Annotated in this window: 15 protein-coding genes; 3 read left to right on the top strand and 12 right to left on the bottom strand. The window is 70.4% G+C overall.

The genetic code is table 11. The annotated features are described in order from the left end of the window. The 4 genes from B4915_RS12410 to B4915_RS12400 all read right to left on the bottom strand — a co-directional run bounded on the left by B4915_RS12410 (position 1) and on the right by B4915_RS12400 (position 2,570). Complete coding sequence (locus B4915_RS12410; RefSeq protein ID WP_105806263.1) at positions 1 to 1,362, bottom strand: bifunctional cytidylyltransferase/SDR family oxidoreductase; 1,362 nt, start codon at positions 1,360 to 1,362, stop codon at positions 1 to 3. An 88-nt stretch (positions 1,363 to 1,450) separates the two neighbouring features. Then, positions 1,451 to 1,891: an acyltransferase family protein gene (locus B4915_RS12405; RefSeq protein WP_146120111.1), complete on the bottom strand. Its 441-nt coding sequence runs from the start codon at positions 1,889 to 1,891 to the stop codon at positions 1,451 to 1,453. Further along, positions 1,824 to 2,192: a hypothetical protein gene (locus tag B4915_RS14560; protein WP_146120110.1), complete on the bottom strand. Its 369-nt coding sequence runs from the start codon at positions 2,190 to 2,192 to the stop codon at positions 1,824 to 1,826. Before B4915_RS14560 ends, B4915_RS12405 begins: the two co-directional genes overlap by 68 nt. Positions 2,193 to 2,315: 123 nt before the next feature. Continuing rightward, positions 2,316 to 2,570, bottom strand: a complete 255-nt coding sequence (locus B4915_RS12400; protein ID WP_105806133.1) for an acyltransferase family protein — start codon at positions 2,568 to 2,570, stop codon at positions 2,316 to 2,318. A gap of 129 nt (positions 2,571 to 2,699) precedes the next feature. On the opposite strand from B4915_RS12400, the gene B4915_RS12395 reads away from it, so the two are divergent. Further along, the gene (locus tag B4915_RS12395) at positions 2,700 to 4,244 is read left to right on the top strand and encodes a hypothetical protein (RefSeq protein ID WP_146120109.1); all 1,545 of its coding nucleotides are present in this window, start codon (positions 2,700 to 2,702) and stop codon (positions 4,242 to 4,244) included. Then, positions 4,237 to 4,494, top strand: a complete 258-nt coding sequence (locus B4915_RS12390; RefSeq protein WP_146120108.1) for a hypothetical protein — start codon at positions 4,237 to 4,239, stop codon at positions 4,492 to 4,494. The genes B4915_RS12395 and B4915_RS12390 overlap by 8 nt, the downstream gene beginning before the upstream one ends. 34 nt (positions 4,495 to 4,528) lie before the next feature. Here B4915_RS12390 and B4915_RS12385 read toward each other — a convergent pair whose 3' ends face one another. From B4915_RS12385 to galE, 7 genes are all read right to left on the bottom strand, one after another. Then, entirely contained in the window at positions 4,529 to 6,283 is a 1,755-nt protein-coding gene (locus tag B4915_RS12385; protein ID WP_146120107.1) for an S-layer homology domain-containing protein, read from the bottom strand. A 160-nt stretch (positions 6,284 to 6,443) separates the two neighbouring features. Then, positions 6,444 to 9,902, bottom strand: coding sequence for an FG-GAP-like repeat-containing protein (locus B4915_RS12380; protein WP_105806129.1), 3,459 nt, complete (start codon positions 9,900 to 9,902; stop codon positions 6,444 to 6,446). A 65-nt stretch (positions 9,903 to 9,967) separates the two neighbouring features. After that, positions 9,968 to 10,861, bottom strand: a complete 894-nt coding sequence (locus B4915_RS12375; protein WP_105806128.1) for a glycosyltransferase — start codon at positions 10,859 to 10,861, stop codon at positions 9,968 to 9,970. 69 nt (positions 10,862 to 10,930) lie between these two features. Further along, a complete protein-coding gene (locus tag B4915_RS12370) occupies positions 10,931 to 11,911 on the bottom strand; it encodes a glycosyltransferase (RefSeq protein WP_105806127.1) in 981 nt (326 codons plus the stop codon). A gap of 19 nt (positions 11,912 to 11,930) precedes the next feature. Further along, on the bottom strand, positions 11,931 to 13,754 hold the full coding sequence (locus tag B4915_RS12365; RefSeq protein ID WP_105806126.1) for an LTA synthase family protein: 1,824 nt from the start codon (positions 13,752 to 13,754) through the stop codon (positions 11,931 to 11,933). Positions 13,755 to 13,858: 104 nt separating this feature from the next. Continuing rightward, the gene (locus B4915_RS12360) at positions 13,859 to 15,292 is read right to left on the bottom strand and encodes an LCP family protein (protein ID WP_181158586.1); all 1,434 of its coding nucleotides are present in this window, start codon (positions 15,290 to 15,292) and stop codon (positions 13,859 to 13,861) included. Continuing rightward, a complete protein-coding gene (gene galE / locus B4915_RS12355) occupies positions 15,289 to 16,302 on the bottom strand; it encodes a UDP-glucose 4-epimerase GalE (RefSeq protein ID WP_105806125.1) in 1,014 nt (337 codons plus the stop codon). Before galE ends, B4915_RS12360 begins: the two co-directional genes overlap by 4 nt. Positions 16,303 to 16,513: 211 nt before the next feature. Here galE and B4915_RS12350 point away from each other — a divergent pair, with 211 nt between their 5' ends. Further along, positions 16,514 to 17,638, top strand: a complete 1,125-nt coding sequence (locus tag B4915_RS12350; RefSeq protein ID WP_105806124.1) for a glycosyltransferase — start codon at positions 16,514 to 16,516, stop codon at positions 17,636 to 17,638. A gap of 61 nt (positions 17,639 to 17,699) precedes the next feature. Here the strand turns inward: B4915_RS12350 and purE are convergent, their stop codons facing one another. After that, complete coding sequence (gene purE / locus B4915_RS12345; protein WP_105806123.1) at positions 17,700 to 18,212, bottom strand: 5-(carboxyamino)imidazole ribonucleotide mutase; 513 nt, start codon at positions 18,210 to 18,212, stop codon at positions 17,700 to 17,702. Positions 18,213 to 18,260 lie beyond the last annotated feature (48 nt).

The raw sequence follows: 18,260 nt of genomic DNA, 5'->3' as shown, positions 1-18,260 counted from the left end.
CTACAGGCGGACGTTGATCGTCTGCCCGGTTGCAGGAGAGCAGATCGTGCGAAGGGTGGCCTCGGCGACCTCCTCCGCGGTGAGCAACGAGCCCTCCGGCTCCTCTCCGAACGCCTGCGTGCGCATCGGGGTCGCCGTGCGCTGGGGGTTGATCGCGTTGACCCGCACGCCCGCCGACGCCCACTCTTCCGCCAGCGCCTGGGTCAGGTTGACCACACCCGCCTTCGTCGCAGAGTACATGCTGTAGCCGGCGCGTCCCCGGGTGTAGGAACTCGAGGTGAAGAAGGTCAGCGAACCCTTGCTCTGAGAGAGCGCATCGAAACTCATCTGGGCGATGAGCGCGGGGGCGATCAGATTGGTGTCGACCGTCTTCCTGATGTCCTCGTCCGGCGCTTCGACCAGGTCGGAGATGCGGAGCACGCCCGCCGTGACGATGACGTGGTCGATGCGCTTCTCACGCCGGAGCACGCGCTCCAGCGCTGCCTGAACGGCCACTTGATCGGTCACGTCGGTTCCCGTCTCAGAGCGGCTGAAAGCGTGAACCCGGGCACCAGCCGCCCGGGCCAGCGTCACAATGCTCTCGCCGATCCCGTAGCTTGCGCCGAAGACGATGACTACGCTGCCCTCGAGCGCACCCAGCTCGTGGTCGAGCTGATCCGCGGAGGCGGACTGCAACTGGAAGATCTTGTCGGCGATGTGCAGATCGATCTGCTCGGTTACCTTCATGTTCGCGCCGCTACCGGCGACCACCTTGATCGGCACCTCCGGAAGGTAGCTGAACACGACGCCACAATCGTCCGTGGCCGAGAAATCGGGATCGCCGGACGCGATCTCGTAGGCCCTGCGAAGCACCTCTGCGCGGAAGCCCTGCGGCGTCTGTCCGCGGCGCAGCAACGAACGACGCGGGATCCCCGTGATGCAGTCGGAGTCGTCGACCTGGATGATCGTGTCGGCGGAGGGGGTCGCGGTGTCGACGGCATCGTACTCGTCGAGCGCGTCGACGCAGTCTGCGATGATCCGGGCGTCGACGAAGGGCCGCACCGCGTCGTGGAAGAGCACCTTCGGATTGCCCTCGATCTCCGCGAGCGCGAGACGCGTGGTCTCATTGCGGGTCGCGCCGCCGGGAAGGATACGACTCAGCTTCGAACCGGGCCTGTCCTTGAGGTAGTCGAGCTCGGCGATCGTTCCGGGATTCATCATGATGAGGATCTCGTCGATCAGCGGGCTGGCCTCACACGCCTCAAGGGTGTGCTCGATGATCGGCTTCCCGGCGATCTTCAGCAGCTGCTTCGGGATTCCCATCCCGACTCGGGCGCCGACGCCGCCCGCCAGCAGGACCATGATCGTCTTATCCGAGGTCATCTGCACCTGTCCTTGCATCTTCGATTCGCGCGCGGGCACACGGAATTGCCTGCCCGCCGCCGAGTTCCTCACAGATTCTAGACCACCATCACTGCGAGGCCACGCCAGAAGGACGGCCACTCCGAAGTCCGCGGTCGTCGAGCGACCACTGCAGAGATCTCCGAATCCGCGGTCGGAGAGGCCGCTCCACCCATCGTTCGATCGCCACAGCACAGGCGAAACTGATCCCAAAAGCTGCGAGCAGCGCGAGCCACTTCCCGGCGACGGGATCGACGAGGCCGATGGCCCACCAGCCCCAGTACTCGTGCATGAGATAGAGCGGGAAGGTCAGCGAACCGGCATACGTCAACCAAGCCCACCCCGCGTGCTTGAGCGGTGTGACGGTCACCAGCGCCACGAGGGCGAAGAGCAGGACGATCAGCACCGTTCCGACCAGCGCTGAGGTCTCGATTCCGGTGCTCTCACGAATCGAGCCCAGCACCTCGTTCGAGACGGCGCGCTCTACCGCGAGGAAGACGTTGAACAGCACCAGAAGCCATCGCAGGAGACTGTGGCCCCGCGAGTGAATGAGGTACAGCACCATTCCGCCGGCGAAGAAACGGAGCGTAATCACTCGCGAGCACGTCGGCGAGGAACGGGAAGCCGGTGTGCTGTGCGAGTGCCCCGACGATCGGCCACAGCACGACAAACGCATAGACCCGTCGTTCCGTGAGGCCGATGCTCATCAGCATGGCGATCAGGATGTAGAACAGAAGCTCGATCCACAGCGTCCAGTAAGCACCGTCCACGTGGGCGACGCCGAAGGCCGTCTGCACCATCGTCAGATTCACGAGCACCTGCGGAAGAGTGAGCTCGCGCCCGAGCTGCGGTGACAGAGCGATAAGTCCGGCGGTGAGGATGACGGCAACCCAGTAGGCGGGATAGAGGCGAGAGACGCGCGCGGCGACGAACTGTCACACGGTACGCCCCTCGGCGGAGAGGAAAATGACGAAGCCGCTGATGATGAAGAACAGGTGGACGCCGAGCATCCCGTAGACGGTGAAGCCAGAGAGGAACTGGAAAATCTCCGAGGGAGGCTCGCCCCAGGTCGGCGCTATCCGCGCCGTGTAGTGATAGAAGAGCACCGCGACCGCGGCCATCAGCCGGAACAGATCGAGGATCAGGAAGCGAGGGCGCGCGGCGACGGCGGCAAGGGGGATGCTCGTCACCCCGACAGTCTATGGTGCTCTGGAGGCCAGCCCGGCGGCGTTGCCTCTCTTTCGGAACGGGAACGTCGCATCGTTCATCTAGAGTTGACTTGACAGAAGAGGCTGGGACCGCTCGAGAGGAGGGAGCCCGTGGGCGTGCGCGTTACACGCGACGGCGTGCACTTCGACCGGCGCCATGCGGGCCGTACTGTCCAGGTGGTGGTTGACGATCACCGGTTGTGGACCCTCGCACTGGAGGGGCGGGACGGCACGAGAACGGTTACCTGGCCCTACGGAGTCCGCGAGCGGCTGACCGGGAGTTCCGAGTGCCAGATCGAGTCTGAGAATGGCGATCGGTTGTGGAAAGGACGCGTGGTCTGGGACAGGGGGTCCAGCGACTCACGGCCGGATTTCACCGACCGCGAAGGTCGCCCTCTCGTGGTCAGCAAGTGGGGTGTGCTGCGTCCCTCGTTCACAGGATTTCGCGACCCGGGAATCCGCGAGCAGGTGGTGCGTTCAGCGGCGGAGCTCATCCGTGAGCTCGAGAGCATGGGCCTTCCTGCTTTCGTGGTCGGGGGCACCCTCCTGGGGGCGCGCCGCGACGGACGGCTTCTCACTCACGACGACGACGCCGATGTCGCTTATCTGAGCGCCCACGAGCACCCCTCCGATCTCGTGACGGAGGCTCATGCGATCGAACAGCGCCTGCGTGCGCGCGGTTACACGCTGCTCCGTCACAGCTGGTCGCATCTGCAAGTCTTCTTCGGAGACCCTTCCGGGGAGGAGTACTACGTCGATATCTTCACCGCCTTCTACAAGAACGGCTACTTCCACGAACCCATCCACGTCCGCGCCCGCGGGCTCGACAAGAAGATCGTGCCGGTGTCCCGCTTGACGCTCCACGGCGTGGACGTTCCCGCCCCGCGAAACCCCGACGCCTGGCTGGTGGCGTGCTACGGCCCCGGATGGCGCACTCCCGACCCGGCTTTTCGTTTCGACACGCCGCTGCCGACCCGGCGACGGTTCGACGGGTGGTTCTCTTCGTTCGACATGCGGCGGGAGTTCTGGGAGAGCACTCTGCAGGGTACCGGTTCCGGTCAGGAGACGACTCTGATCAGGGATCACGTCATCGTTGCCGCCGAAGGCACGCGCGCGGTGATCGACCTCGGCGCCGGATTGGGCGCAGACGCCGTCTTCTACCGGGATGCCGGACTCGCGTGCTTCGCTTCCGACTACGCCGTCAAGCCGCACAACAGTGCCGCACCGGTGAACGCCGGCGTCGAACACATCAACCTCGCGAACTACACGGATACCGCAAGCTATCTCCTCTCGGCCTTCGACGTGGTCGGCGGGGCATCCGGGTGTGTCGTCTCCGCGAACCACGTGCTTGCCACCCTCGACGGGCCGACGCGTCGCACCGCATATGAACTGCTGCGCCTCGCACTCCGCGGCGGCGCCCAGGTGCTCGTCAGCGACTACGCAGAACTCGGCGATTACCGGTTCGAAGACCCGCGGACGTGGCACCTCGACGAAACCACACTGCTACGCGAGCTGAGTCCCCTCGGCCTCTCTGCGACGACGCTGCAGATGGCGCACCACGTCGATCGGGACGGGGTGCGCCGGCCAGTCCACGTCTCTGCACTGGTGCTCGACGACTCGCGAACCGACGATGAAAGGAGCAGCACGCTTGCATAGGTTGAGAACACTGCTGCACGACGCGCGACTGAGCCTGCGCTCCAGGCGTCTCAAGCGACGCCTCCGAGCCGGTCAGCTCGAAGAACTGCTGCAGGGCAACGAAACGCTCAAGAGCCGGCTCGACGAGCTCGAAGCCGAGCTCTCCGAGATTCGTGCCGACAGCCGGCGGGTGGCCGAGCTGCGCATCCTGGTCGAAGAGCGGCTGAGCCGGTCAGCGGCAACGCCCCTGCAGACTCCGAGACCGGAGTAAGGCAAGCGCGGCGCAGCTTCCCGGCATTCCCCCGCTACTTCGCGAGGCGATAGATGAAAGCCGCCATCGCCTCACGCGACATGGATTCACGTGGGGCATATCTGGGCTTGTTTCCCGCTCCCTGATCAAAGCCAGTGGACAGCCCCGCAGCATGCATCCATGCGATCTCCCGGTAGAACTTATCGCTCTTGCGCACATCTGAGAAGGGCGAACTGCTCGGCGCGGCGAAGCTCGGCTGTTTGAAGCGGAAGATGAAAGCAGCCATCGCCTCACGCGACACCGGCTCCTTCGGCGCATACCGAGGCTTCTTCCCGTCCCCCTGGGCGTAGCCGGTCGCGAGCCCTTGCTGGTGCATCCAGGCGATCTCCTTGTAGAACGGGTCACCCGGCTTCACATCGGCGAAGGGCGAGCTGCTCGGCGCGGGGGCGTTTGCGCCTTTGAGCCGGTACAGGAAGGCTGCCATCGCCTCGCGCGTCACATTCGATCCAGGCCGGTAGAGCACGCGTCCGTCCGAGGACTTCCACCCCGTCGTATACCCCTTCTGGTACATCCACTCGATTTCCTTGTAGAACTTATGGGACTCCGGCACATCGGGGAAGGTCGTGGTCGGGGAGCCGAACCACATCTGGTAGTACAGGAAGAAGTTGCGGTTCCCGTAGCTGGAGCAGCCGTCGCCGGTGCCGAACCCCGCGTTCAGAGCGGCCTGGTTGGGCCGGTACGGGGTGTAGGTGTAGAGACTCGCGGTGGCCATGTTGGAGATGTAGACCTGCGAGGTGCCGCAAGCCGTGTTGGGGTGCCACTGGATGGTGTTGTTCCGGCCCGGGTTGTAGTTCAATCCGTTGTGCGCCTGGTAGTACTTCATGAGCCAGGCGGCGTAGTACACCTGGTTCGCGAAGCCCTTGCGCTGGGCGTCGCAGTTCGCGGAGCCGCCGGGGCCGGTGTCGGGGCAGTAGGCACCCATCGCGAAGTCGAACTGGCGGGTCGTGGGCCAGGTGTCCGTGACGAGGCTCTGCTCCTTCTGCAGCATCACGAGCAGCACGCGCGGACTGATGCCGCAGGCCCGGGACACCTTCACGATCACCGTGGCCGCGCTGTCGCCGGACCCTCCCGAGTAGGCGCCGCAGTACTGGTCGGCGGTCCGGTTCGGGCTGCTGAAGCGCTTGTCCTTGAGGCAGTTGCTGTCGACGGTTCCGACATTCCGGCCGTTCACGATCGCCGGTCCGCCCGCGATACGTCCCGGATCGCCGATGGTGCACCGCGGCACCTGCTGGTTCAGGAAGCTCTGCACCTGCGCGCTCGTCATCGCCGAGCCGTTGTAGAAGTTCGCGTCGGAGATGATGTTGCCCGCCTGGAAGCCCCCGGCCAGCGACTGCGCCGCGAGCTCCGAGAGCGCGACCCCTTCGAGCGGCTTCAGCGGCGCCTCGTCGTCACCGGGACGGTCGACCTCCGCGCCCAGGGCGCGGACGTCGTCGAAGGGCGTGCGCTCCGGCTCGTCGCCGGCATCCCCCTCGGGATCCGCGGGAGCCGGGGACTCGGGGGACGGTGCCGGGCTCGGATCCTCGGGCTGCGGCTCCGGCGAGGGGGCAGGGGCGGGCGTCTCGGCGGGTTCCTCTCCCGCGCCGTCCGCCCCGGTCTCCGCTCCCCCGGCTCCCGCGTCGGCGTCGGCATTCGCCTCCTGGCTCACGCGCGGATCCTCCTGTGCGTGGGCGACCGTCGCAGGCACCAGGAGCGCCCCGATGATCCCCAAGGTCAGAATGGCCGTCGTCAGTCTGCCGGTCCGTGCTGCCATGCTCTCCACCCTCGCTGCCTCCCGGAGGGAGCGGAGCCGTTCGCGTCTGCGCTGCTCCGCCTCCTCGCGGAGTCCTCCCCGCCATGTGCAATGCCGTACAGCTTAAGGCGAGAACGACCCCGGCGCATCCGCCCCCGTCTCGGCGCATCCGCCACCGCGACTAGCCCGAGACCTCCAGCCGGTACAGGAACGCCGCCATCGCCTCGCGGGACACGGCGTCCTTCGGGCCGTAGCGCGGCAGCCCGCTGGGCTGCCGGATGCCCGTCGAGAGCCCGGAATCGTGCATCCAGGCGATCTCACGGTAGAACTTGTGCGAGGTGGGCACGTCCGCGAAGGGGGACACCGCAGGCGGGCGATACCCCTCCGGCCGTTCGAGACGGTACAGGAACGCGGCCATCGCCTCACGGGACACGGCGCTGCCCGGGGCGTACGCCCGGCCGGCGGGTGACGCGTTGCCGTTCGAGAGCCCGGACGACGACATCCACGCGATCTCCCGGAAGAACTTGTGGCGCGTCGAGACGTCGACGAACGGGGAGCTCGCCGGCGCGGGGCCATCCTTCGGCGCGGCGAGGCGGAACAGGAACGCCGCCATGGCCTCGCGGGAGACGGGATCGCCCGGGCCGTAGCGGGGGGCGCCGCTCGGCTGGCGGATCCCCGTCGACATCCCGGACCCGTACATCCACGCGATCTCCCGGTAGAACTTGTGGCGGGGCGTCACGTCGGCGAAGGGGGAGCTCGCCGGCAGCTCCGGCACGCCCAGCACCTTGACGGTCCGGGAGGCACGGCTCGTCGTCTCATGGGCGGCCTTGCTGCCGGTCACGGTCACGGTGATCCGGCGGCCGACGTCCTCGGAGCTGAGCGTGTAGCTGCGCGACGTCGCGCCCGGGATGGCGGATCCGTTGCGGTGCCACTGGTACGCGAGCGTCACCGGCGCCGGGCCCCAGCTGCCGGCGCTCGCCTCGAGCCGGGCACCGGGCTTCGCCACGCCGCTCACCGTCGGCTCGGCGGAGCTGAGACGGCCGGGCTGCACGGGCTGCGCCGCGGAGTCGCGCGCCGACGCCGCGTGTCCGAGCTTCCTCCCGGTGACGCGCACCGAGATCGAGGCACCGACGTCCGAGGCGACGAGCCGGTAGCTCGCTCCGGTCGCCCCGGCGATGGCCTGGCCATCGCGCCGCCACTGGTAGCTGAGCGCGACCGGCGAAGGGCCCCAGCGTCCCGCATCCGCCCGCAGCGACTGCCCCAGCCTGGCCTCCCCCGCGACCGTCGGGGTGGGACGCGCACCGAGGCTGCGAATCGCGAGCGCGCGCGGGTGCGATCCGACCTGCCAGCCCGCGTTGCGTCCCATCTGCGGGAGGGCGAGCTGCGATGCGGCGAAGGAACGGCCCGAGCTCAGGGCGATGCGTATCCCGGCGTCGGAGAAGCCGACGATGTCCGCCCGTCCGTCACCGTTCGCGTCGGTGACGACACGCGGCTGCCGGTGAGCACCCCACTGCGCCCCGGAGAACTCCTTCGTCCAGTCGCTCGGCGCCGCGAACGAGGTGCCGGTGCTCAGCGCGACCGCCGTGCCCGCGGCGCCGAAGCCGACCACATCGGCGCGTCCGTCCCCGTTGACGTCGGCGAGCACCCTCGGATGCTGCCCGACCCGCCACCCGGTGGCCGTGCCGAACTCGGCGCGCCACAGGCTCGTGGCGCGGAGCCCCGAGCCCGTATTCCGTGCCACGTATACACCGCCGCTCCCGAATCCCACGACGTCCGGGCGCCCGTCGCCGTCGACATCCGCGATCGCCCGCACGTGGCTCTGCACCCGCCAGCCCGTGCCGTATCCGAAATCGGCCGCCCACAGCTTGGCGGGGGCGAAGCCCGTACCGGTGCTCAGCGCGACCGAGACGCCCGCCTCCGAGAAACCGACGATGTCGTCGCGGCCGTCGTTGTTCATGTCCACCAGCAGACGGGGGTGGCGGTCCACGCGCCACCCCTTCGCCGCGCCGAAGTCACTGCTCCACAACCGGGGCGTCCCGAACCCCTTCCCCGTTCCCTCGGCGACGAGCACGCCGTCGGAGGCGAAGCCCACGACGTCCGGCAGCCCGTCGCCGGTCACGTCCGCAAGGGTGCGCGGGTGGTGCTCGACCGACCAGGTGCCGGCCGCCCCGAAGCCGGCCACCCAGCGGGACGCCTTCCCGAATCCGGATCCCGTGCTCGTCGCGACGTACACCCCGGTGTCCCCGAACCCCACCACGTCGGCGCGCCCGTCGCCGTTGACGTCGACGAGCGTGCGGGGGTGGCCGCGCACGGTCCAGCCCGCGGCGGAGCCGAAATCCGCGAGCCAGAGCCGCTGGGCGCCCAGGCCCTTCGCGGAGTTGAGCGCGACGTACACGCCGCCGTCGCCCATGCCGACGGCGTCCGGGAGCCCGTCGCCGTTGACGTCGGAGTTCCACGGGAGGATCGACTGGGTGTCCTCGAGCCCGTCGCCGTCCGCGTCCGTCATCGTCACCCGCGCGGAGGCACCCGAGCTCACGGAGGCGGCGCGATAGCCGGGACGCTCAGCCGTGACCTCCACGGAGATCCGGGCCCCCAGATCGGCCATGACCGGCTGGTAGCTCTTGCCCGTGGCGCCGGAGATCGTGGCGCCGTCGCGCATCCAGCGGTAGCGGAGCCCGCCCGGCTCGGGCGACCAGCCGGAACTCTGCGCGGTGAGGGTGCCGCCGACCATCGGGGCGCCCGACACCGTCGCCGAGCCGATCTTCGAGAACGGCCGGGTCAGGTCCTTCACGTGGATGTAGCCCTGGAAGGCGCTCGGATGCACCAGCCGGTAACCGTAGGCACCCAGCCAGCCGTTGTTGTACTCCTCGATCACGATATTCCCGTCGTCGCGGACCTCCGCGACCCAGGCGACGTGGCCGAACTCGGACGCCCCGCGGTAGTTGGGTCCGCTCCAGGCCACGGCACCCACCTCGGGCCGGGTGTCGACCGTGATCCCGAGACCGCGGGCGGTCGCCGCCCACTGGCCCGCATCGCCCCAGCGGGTCACTCCCCCGTACTGGTTCGAGAACGGCACACCGTTGGCGCTGTTCAAGCGCCACGAGACGAAGGAGGTGCACTGGCGGTAGGCGAAGTTCCACTCGTCCCAGATGTACTGCCCCGCGGGATACGGGAACGGAAGCGATCGATAGCGCGCCGGATAGTCGTCGCCGATCCGCGCGCCGCGACCCGCAGCGTAGGGAAGCGCCTCGAGGCCGGATCCGTCCCAGGGGCGGGCGGTCGCGGGTCCCGGCGAGTCGGAGGCGAGACCGCCGTCGGGGCCGCGCGGCGCGTCCGCGTCACCGGGCGCGCCGGGGTCTGCCGGGTCGCGGGGCTCCGCTCCGGGCTGCTCCCCGTCCGGCGCGGGAGACGGGGTCCCCTCTTCGGGCGCGGGCTCCGGCGCGGAGGGATCGGCCCCCTCCGGAGGGGTGACCGTCTCATCGGCGGGCGCAGGCCCTCCGGAACCGGACCCGTCCCCGGTCCCGCCTGGCTGCTCGACGGCGATCGCGGGCGCTCCGGGAAGGCTCGTGGGCAGCGACACGAGGAGCGCCACCGCGAGGATCATCGTCCACGCGCGCACTGATCCGCGCCGCCTCTGCATCGTGTTCTCCCCCCGGGCCGTGCCGACTCAGGGTAGCACCGAGATCACGATTCAGACAGCGGGCCTCAGCCGCGCTCGGACCGCGGGCTCCGGTCGCCGGGGAGGCCGCCGCCGATCAGGCGCCGGAAGAGGACCCGCTTCAGCCCGGCCGGGAGCAGCCGGTATGCGCCCTTCATCACGACGTTGCGCAGGTACTGACCGCGGTTCACGAAGCCCATGCGCAGCAGCTCACGCTGCAGCCGCCACTCGGTGCGCGCCTCCGCCCACCCGCCGCGGCGGGCGAAGGCGCCCGCGCCGACGCGATAGGCGACGAGCGGCTCCGCGAGATTCTCCACCCGTGCACCCGAGTCGATGAGGCGCACGCCCAGCCAGTAGTCCTCCATCCGGCCGAAGGGCTCATAGCGGCCGACGCGGTCGAGCGCGGCCACCCGGTACATCATGGTGGGGTGGTTGAAGGGGTTGTGGGTGCGCGCGTGCTCCCGGATGCGTTCCGCGCCCACCGGAGGCACCCGCAACCCGCTCGGGCGCGACGGGTCGGAGTCGAATTCGGCCATGCCGGTTCCCACGAGCTCGTACCCCGCTTCGATCAGCGCCCACTGCCGCGCGAAACGCTCCGGGCGGGACACGTCGTCGGCGTCCATCCGCGCAACGACGGGCTGGGAGCACGCTTCGAGGCCGCGATTCAGCGCGGCGGTGAGGCCCAGGTTCTCGGGCAGCCGGACCATCCTGACCGGGATGGGGCTCTCGGCTTCGAGCCGCTCCAGCTCGGCGACCAGCGCCTCCGGCACGGGCCCGTCCTGCACGATCACGGCCTCGGATGGCCGCAACGCCTGTTCCTGCACCGAGCTCTCGAAGGCGAGCCGCAGGAAGCCGGGATCATCGCCCGCATACACCGGCAGCAGCAGGGAGAACGGGGCGGTCGATGCGGCGAGGGGATGCGCGGGATCCGGTCGGTCCATGATCCCCCACCCTACTCGGCCGGGCGGCCCTCAGCCCCGTTCAGCGCCCTCAGCGGGACTCAGCCCCGTTCAGCGCCGCTCGCCGAGCTTCGACAGCCGGTCGATCTCCACCATCACGTCCACCGGGACCCCCGTGTCGCGCAGCACCGCCCGCGTCGGACGCGGGCCGCGCAGGATCCCGTCGCGCCAGCCGCGGCGCAGGCAGTCGCGCAGCTGGGCGCGATCGGCGGAGGCGCGGAAGGTGCGCAGCCAGCGCCTGACAGTCGCCCCCGAGTAGAGCAGCTTCTCCCACGGCAGCAGCCCGCGGCTGTGGCGGAACACCCACAGCTTGTTGCGCACCTCGTAGTAGAAGCGCGGACCGGGATCCTGGTCGCTCGAACCGCGCGCCGCCGTCTTGTGCGTCACCACGGATCCGGGAACGGAGAGCCCGCGGGCGCCGCGCAGCAGCCGCGCCGAGTACTCGAAGTCGTCGTTCCAGAGGAAGTAGTCGGCGATCGGCAGGCCCAGCTCCCGCACCCGCGCCGCGCGCAGGAACGCCGACACGAAGGAGATCGTGCGGATCTCCATGCCCCCGGCCTCCGCCGCCCTGGCTCGCTCCTCCGCGGAAGCGCGGATCTTCGGCTTCGGCGTGTTCATGGGGTGGTCCGATCCGTCGGTCCACACGACCCGCGAGCCCATCACGGCCAGATCGTCCTGCCCCGTGCCGCGATAGCGCTCGTGCGCGGCGAGCGCCTCGGCGAGCGCCTCGGGGTGCGGCACCGTGTCGTCGTCCATCACCCACACCCAGTCGGTGTCGTCCTCGGCGACGGCCGCGGCGATCCCCGCCGCGAAGCCCCCGGCGCCGCCCGTGTTGCGGGTGAGGCGGAGCAGGCGGGCGCGCTCGCCCCAGCGCTCGAGCATCTCCGCGGCGAGCTCGCCCGAGCCGTCGTCGGAGGCGTTGTCGACCACCACCAGGCGGTCGACGGGGCGTGTCTGGGCGGCGAGCGCCCCCAGCGCCTCGCGCAGCAGCTCCCGCCGGTTGTAGGCCACCAGCACGGCGGTCACGCGCATGCGCACCCTCTCCCTCGGCTCATCTTCTGGGCAAGTCTAGTGTCCCGCCCGACGCGGTGCTCGCGGAGGCGGCCGCCGCCGATCCGGCGCCCGCGTCGCTCCAGAGCTCGCGATAGAAGTCGACGGAGCGGGATCGCACGAGGTCGAGGTACTCCTGCTCGCTCAGCTCGAGGATCGTCCCCTCGGGCACCTCGCGCTCCGGCACCAGCGCCGAGACCCCGATGCCCGCCCGATGATCCCGCAGCTCGACCCCGCTCAGTTCGAGCAGGGTCGGATACATGCTGAACTGGTCGATCTCGTCGCGGGCGAAGCTCACGCCGTCGGGGCTCCACACGCGGTTGAAGATGCTCCGGTCCTCGTCGTCGCGCAGCTCGTCCCAGAAGCTGGCGTCCTCGCTGATCATCTTCAGGTGGTCGCCCATCAGCACGACCGTCGTGTCGTCGAGGTACCCCTGGTCGTCCAGGTAGTCGACGAAGCCCGCGACCTCGCGCATGGAGCAGTCGGTGATCCCGCTCAGCGCCTCCTCCGACTCGGGGTCGTAGCTGCAGTAGTCGTAGAGCCACGGTGCCTCGTGCGTGTCGAGGGTCAGCATCGTCAGGTTGAAGGGCTCACCCGCCTGGTGGAGGCGGGTCACCTCCTCCTTGGCGCGGTCCATCAGGCGGCGGTCCGACAGCCCCCAGTCCTCGCGCAGCTCCGTCTCGCCCAGTTCGCGCCAGTCGCTGAGGTCGTGCACCTCCTCGTAGCCGTGCGTGCGGAGGAACGCTCCCTTGCCGGCGAATCGCGCGTCGGCGCCGCCCATGAAGACGTTGCGATAGCCCTCGCCGGCCAGCACGTCCCCCAGGCAGGTGGCGCCGGGAAGGTACCGCTCGACCTCCTTGCCCTGTTCCCCGATCCGGTTCAGCTCGGTGTTGCCGCTCAGCGCGTCCGCGGTGCGCAGCGGGATCCCGCACTGCGTGGCCACGATGCCCGACATGGTCCAGCCACCGCCCTCGTACTGCCGCAGCTTCGGGATCGACCCCCAGCCCGCGGTCGACTCCTGCACGGGCGCCAGCATGTTGCGCGCGAAGCGCGTGTCGTCGGCGAAAGCGTCCTCGACCGATTCGAGATAGATGAGCACGAGGTTCCGGGGTTCGGCGCCGTCCCCGCCGGCGCCCAGCTCGGCGCTCGTGCGGCCGCCGCCACCGCCCAGCCGGATCCCCAGCTCGGGCTTCGGGTCGACGTAGTAGTTCGCGAGGCCCAGGCCCGTGGTGGTCTCGCGCACCACCGCCTGCACGTACTCGCGCACCCCGATCGTGGAGCCGAGCGCCATCGCCCCGCTCACCGGCACCGCGACGGTGAGCACCGCGGCGATCCCGCGCAGCGCGGTCCTCCCCCGCCCGCGCAGCAGTTCGCGCCTGCGGAGATCGCGGCGCCCGAACTCGCACAGCAGCGCGACCGCGAGCACCACCATCGCCGGCACCAGCACACCGGAGACGATGCCGCTCGCCACGATCCGATCGCCGCCCGCGCCCTCTCCGCCCGCGCCGGCCAGGTTGCTGAGCAGCTGATCCATGGAGATGACGCCGAAGGTGCGCCGCACCCAGGCGCCGACGCTGGCGAGCACGGCGCCCGCGAGCACCAGCACCCAGAACAGCACGATCGCCCCGCCCCACAGGAGCCGCGAGCGGGCGGGCCCGGTGCCGGTGCCGGAGCTGGTACCGGTGTCGGTGCCGAGCCCGGACGCGGATCCGGACCCGGCGAGGCGATCGGCAGCGCCCGGCCGGGCGGCACGCCGGAACCAGCCGACGCGCTCCGGACCCTCGGGACGCGCCGGCCGCTCTCCGGCGCGGATCTCTTCACCCATGATGGGCGAAGAGTTTACCCTCCGGACATGTCGCCCGCCTGGGCGGCGAGGCTCACCCCGCCCCGCGCCCCGCTCACCGCGCCCCGCTTCCCGCGGCGAGCCGGCTAGCCGGCGTCCTCCGCCCGCGGGGGCGAGGCCGCGGCCACCCCGTCCGCCACGAGCTGGCGGATCGTCGCGTAGTCGGGGTTGTCCGGGTCGACCGCGGGCGGGACGAGCTCCACGTTCACCGGATCGAAGCCGCGAGCCTTGTCGGCGAGGTCGACGAAGCGCCCCAGCATCGACTGCGGGATGTCGGTGTCGACGAGCTGACCGCCCGCGGAGGCGACGTCCTGGAACTTCGTGAGCACGTTCGCCGGGTTCATCTGGGCCAGGATCGCGGCCTGCAGCTCCCGCTGCCGCGCCATGCGATCGTAGTCGCCGTTCGCGGATCCGTAGCGCGAACGGGCGAACCACTGCGCGGCGTAGCCGTCGAGGTGATGCTCACCCGGCTCGATCCACCAGTCCACGCCGACGAGCTCGCCCGTCGCCTCGTCGATCTGGCCGCCGACCGGCAGGGGCTCGGTCACGGTGACCGTGACGCCGCCGAGTGCGTCGATGAGGTTCGTGAAGGAGTCCATGTTGACGAGCACGTAGAACTGCACTTCGAGACCCGTGATCCCGGTCACGGCGTCCTTCGTGGCCTCGATCCCGGGCGAGGAGCCGCGCGACACGGCGTCGGCGTACATCCCCTCGTATGAGGGCGAGCCGGAGTCCTCCAGCTCGGTGACGAGCGAGTTGAGGTTGCCCATCGTGAAGCAGTAGTAGCCGCCGCCGTCGACCACCTCGTAGTTGTTGACCTCGTCGCAGTACCCCTCGGGGTAGACCTCCGCGAGCGGGGAATCGGCGGGGAACGGCGCCTCCTTGAGTTCACGCGGCAGGCCGATGATGACCGACTGGCCCGTTTCGGCGTCGACGCTCACCAGCGAGATGCTGTCCGGTCGGAGACCCTCACGGTCGGCGCCGGCGTCGGTGCCGAGCAGGAGGATGTTGTAGCGGCCGTCGACCGGCGCGACCGCCGGGGCTCCCTGGAAGAGGTCGCCGAGCAGGCTGCGGCCCGCGCCGACCGTGCTCGCCGCCCAGCCGGCGGTCGCGGCGGGCACCACCGTCAGCAGCACCGAGAGCACTGCCACGGGCACCCGCCATCCGCGCTGCACCCGCACCAGCCGGGTGAGCCGGAGCGTGTCGAAGCCGAGCACCAGCCAGAGCACGGCGTAGGCGATGAGCAGGATCTGCAGGGCGAGCAGCACCAGGTCGTTCGTGAAGAAGGAGAGCGTCGCCACCCGCGCGAGCAGCAGCCCGAGCAGCGCGGCCACGCCGCCGATGAGCAGCACGATCGTCGCGGCGAGCCCGAGCCGCCCGAGCCGGCGGTTCCCGGCGAGCAGCTGCGCGCTGCCGGGCAGCACGAAGCCGAGCACGACGAGCCAGCGGGCTCGCTTGCTCATGAGCGGGCCCGATTCCGTGTCCGGATGGCGGATGGGCCGCTCGAGCTCCAGCGTCATGCGCCGTACCCGTCCGGGTTCGCGGACTGCCAGTTCCACGCGTCGCGGCAGGCCTCGGCGAGCGTGCGCGTGGTGCGCCATCCCAGGCGCTCATTGGCGCGCGCGGGATCGGCGGTGACGGTCGCCACATCGCCGTCGCGGGGCGGTGCCACCGTGTAGGGGATCTCGCGGCCGGAGGCCGCCTCGAAGGCGCGCACGACTTCGAGCACGCTCGAGCCGGTGCCCGAGCCCAGGTTGTAGCTCTCCACCCCGGGCGCGAGGCGCTCCAGCGCCGCAACGTGGCCCTCGGCGAGGTCCATCACGTGGATGTAGTCGCGCACGCCGGTGCCATCCACCGTGGGGTAGCCGTCGCCGAAGACGCTTAGCCGCTCGCGCTTGCCCACGGCGACCTGCGCGATGAAGGGCATCAGGTTGTTCGGGATCCCGGCAGGATCCTCGCCGATGCGCCCGGAGGGGTGCGCGCCGACCGGGTTGAAGTAGCGCAGCAGCACGGCGCCCAGCTCGGGCCGGGCGCGCTGCGCGTCACGGATGATCTGCTCGTTCATGAACTTGGACCAGCCGTAGGGGTTGGTCACGCCGACGCCCACGCGGTGCTCCTCGTCGATGGGCGTGTACACGGGATCGCCGTAGACGGTGGCCGAGGAGCTGAAGACCAGGCGGTCCACCCCCCGCTCGCGCATGAGGTCGAGCAGCACCAGCGTGGAGTCGAGGTTGACGCGATAGTAGCGGGTGGGCTGCGCCACCGACTCCCCCACGGCCTTGAGGCCGGCGAAGTGGATGACGGCGTCGAAGCCGACGTCGGCGAGCGCGGCGCCCGCGGCCGCGCGGTCGGCGAGATCGGCCTCGACGACGGGGATGCGAGCACCGCTCAGCTCCTCGACGCGCCGCACCGCCTCGGGGCTGCTGTTGGAGTAGTCGTCGAGCACGATCACCTCGTGGCCGCGTTCGAGGAGCACCAGTGCGGTGTGCGAGCCGATGTAGCCGGCGCCGCCTGTCAGCAAAACACGCATGCGGACTAGGGTACTTGCCGTTCTTGTGGGGAGACGACGACGAGCCGGAGGCGCGCAAAAGGTCACAGTTGCATCACGGGGAGGCGCGCGGGCGGGGCTCCCGGAGCGGCACTCAGGCTTCGGCCCTCCCGTGTCCATACAATGAACGCGGGAACGCCGGCTCGCCGGCGCTGGGATTCGGTTCGACACTGCGGGAAAGGGGATCGATCGTATGGCGACGCTCACCCTGATCGCTGAACCGTTTCCGGACTGGGAGTCGGAGATCCAGCGCGCAGCGGCCCGCGATCTGGCCCGGGCGGTCGCCGCGACCGCGCCGCGCGGGTGCGCGGCACGGTTCCTCGTCGGTCGCGGCAGCGCAGCGCCCGAGTTCGAGTCGCCGCTCGTGCGGATCGAGCGCCTCCCGATGCGCGCGAGCCTGCTCCCCCTCGTCTGGCAGAGCGGCACGACGGCCCGCCCGCTCGACGGCGAGTTCGTGCACGCGCTCACGCCCATGATGCCGCTGCGCTCTCGCGGCGACGACGACGGCTCGCAGTCCTCGGTGACGATCCCGCACGCCATCGCCTGGGAGAGCCCGGCCGTCCTCGGCGGACAGCAGGCTCGGCTCTTCCGGGCCTACACCCGCCGGGCGGTGAAGCTCGCCGACGCGATCCTCGCCCCCACGCACGCCACCGCCCGGGCACTGCAGCAGCACTACGGCGATCACCTGCCCGTGCAGGTGATCCCGCTCGCTCCCCCCGCCGAGTTCGTGCCAGGACCGGATGCCCCAGAGCGCCGCGCCGAGCTCGGCCTTCCCGAGCGATACGCGCTGAGCACGGCGATCAGCGGCGAGCACGGCCGGCTCGAGTGGCTGTTCGACGCTCTGCGGGCCGACCCCGGCGCGGCTCCGCTCGTGCTGCTCGACGGCTTCGATCCGAGCGTCCCGCACCGCGACCGCGACCGCGACGCAGCCGAGCGCAGCGGCCCCGAGATTCCCGAAGATCTGCGCGCTCGCGTGATCGTCGCCCGGCCCCGCGAGCTGGCGGACGTCGGCGCGGTGATCTCGGGCGCGGCACTGCTCGCCCAGCCCCAGGACTACGCGGGCACCGGCTACCTCACGCTGGGCGCGCTCCGTTCCGCGGTGCCGGTACTGCACGGCGGGCACCCCGCGACCGCGGAGCTCGCGCTCGATGCCGGGGTCGCCGCGGACAGCCGCGAGGCCTTCGTCGCGGAGTACTCGCGCCTGCTGCGCGAGGACGGAGCGCTGACGCAGCTCTCCGTGCTCGCCTGCGATCGCAGTCGCGGCTTCAGCTGGAACGGGGCCGCGTGGCAGCTGTGGGAGACCCACGCGAACCTCTAGGCGCGGCGCGCGAGACCGGCGACTCAGTCCCGGTGACTCGTGCCGGCGAGCCGCCCGGCGCTCAGTCGGCCGCGAGCCTCGCCTGCAGTGCGGCGTTCTTCTCGGCGACCATGTCGGTGAGCTGGCGCGCGTAGGCGTCGAGCCGCCCGGCGACCTCGGGATCGGCAGCGCCGAGGATCCGCGCCGCGAGCAGGCCGGCGTTCTTCGCGCCGCCGATCGACACCGTCGCGACGGGGATCCCCGCGGGCATCTGCACGATCGACAGCAGCGAGTCGAGGCCGTCGAGACGCGCGAGCGGAACCGGCACGCCGACGACCGGGAGCGTGGTCATGGAGGCCACCATGCCGGGCAGATGCGCGGCGCCACCGGCTCCCGCGATGATGACGCGCAGGCCCCTGCCTGCCGCCTCGCGTGCGTAGTCCACCATCCGATCGGGCGTGCGGTGGGCGCTCACCACCTCCACCTCGTGGGGGATCCCGAGCTCGCGCAGGGCCTGCACCGCGTCACCCATCACGGCGAAGTCGGAGTCGGATCCCATGATGACCCCGACGAGCGGGGAGGCAGTCTCTGTCATGCTCCCATGCTAGCGGCGCGAGCCCTGCCGGGGCCGGCGCCCCGATGC

It is taken from the genome of Leucobacter massiliensis (genome assembly GCF_002982315.1).
In the GTDB taxonomy this organism is placed as follows: domain Bacteria; phylum Actinomycetota; class Actinomycetes; order Actinomycetales; family Microbacteriaceae; genus Leucobacter; species Leucobacter massiliensis.
The sequence above is the reverse complement of the archived record's forward strand: the minus strand, read 5'-3'. Positions and strand labels throughout refer to the sequence as shown.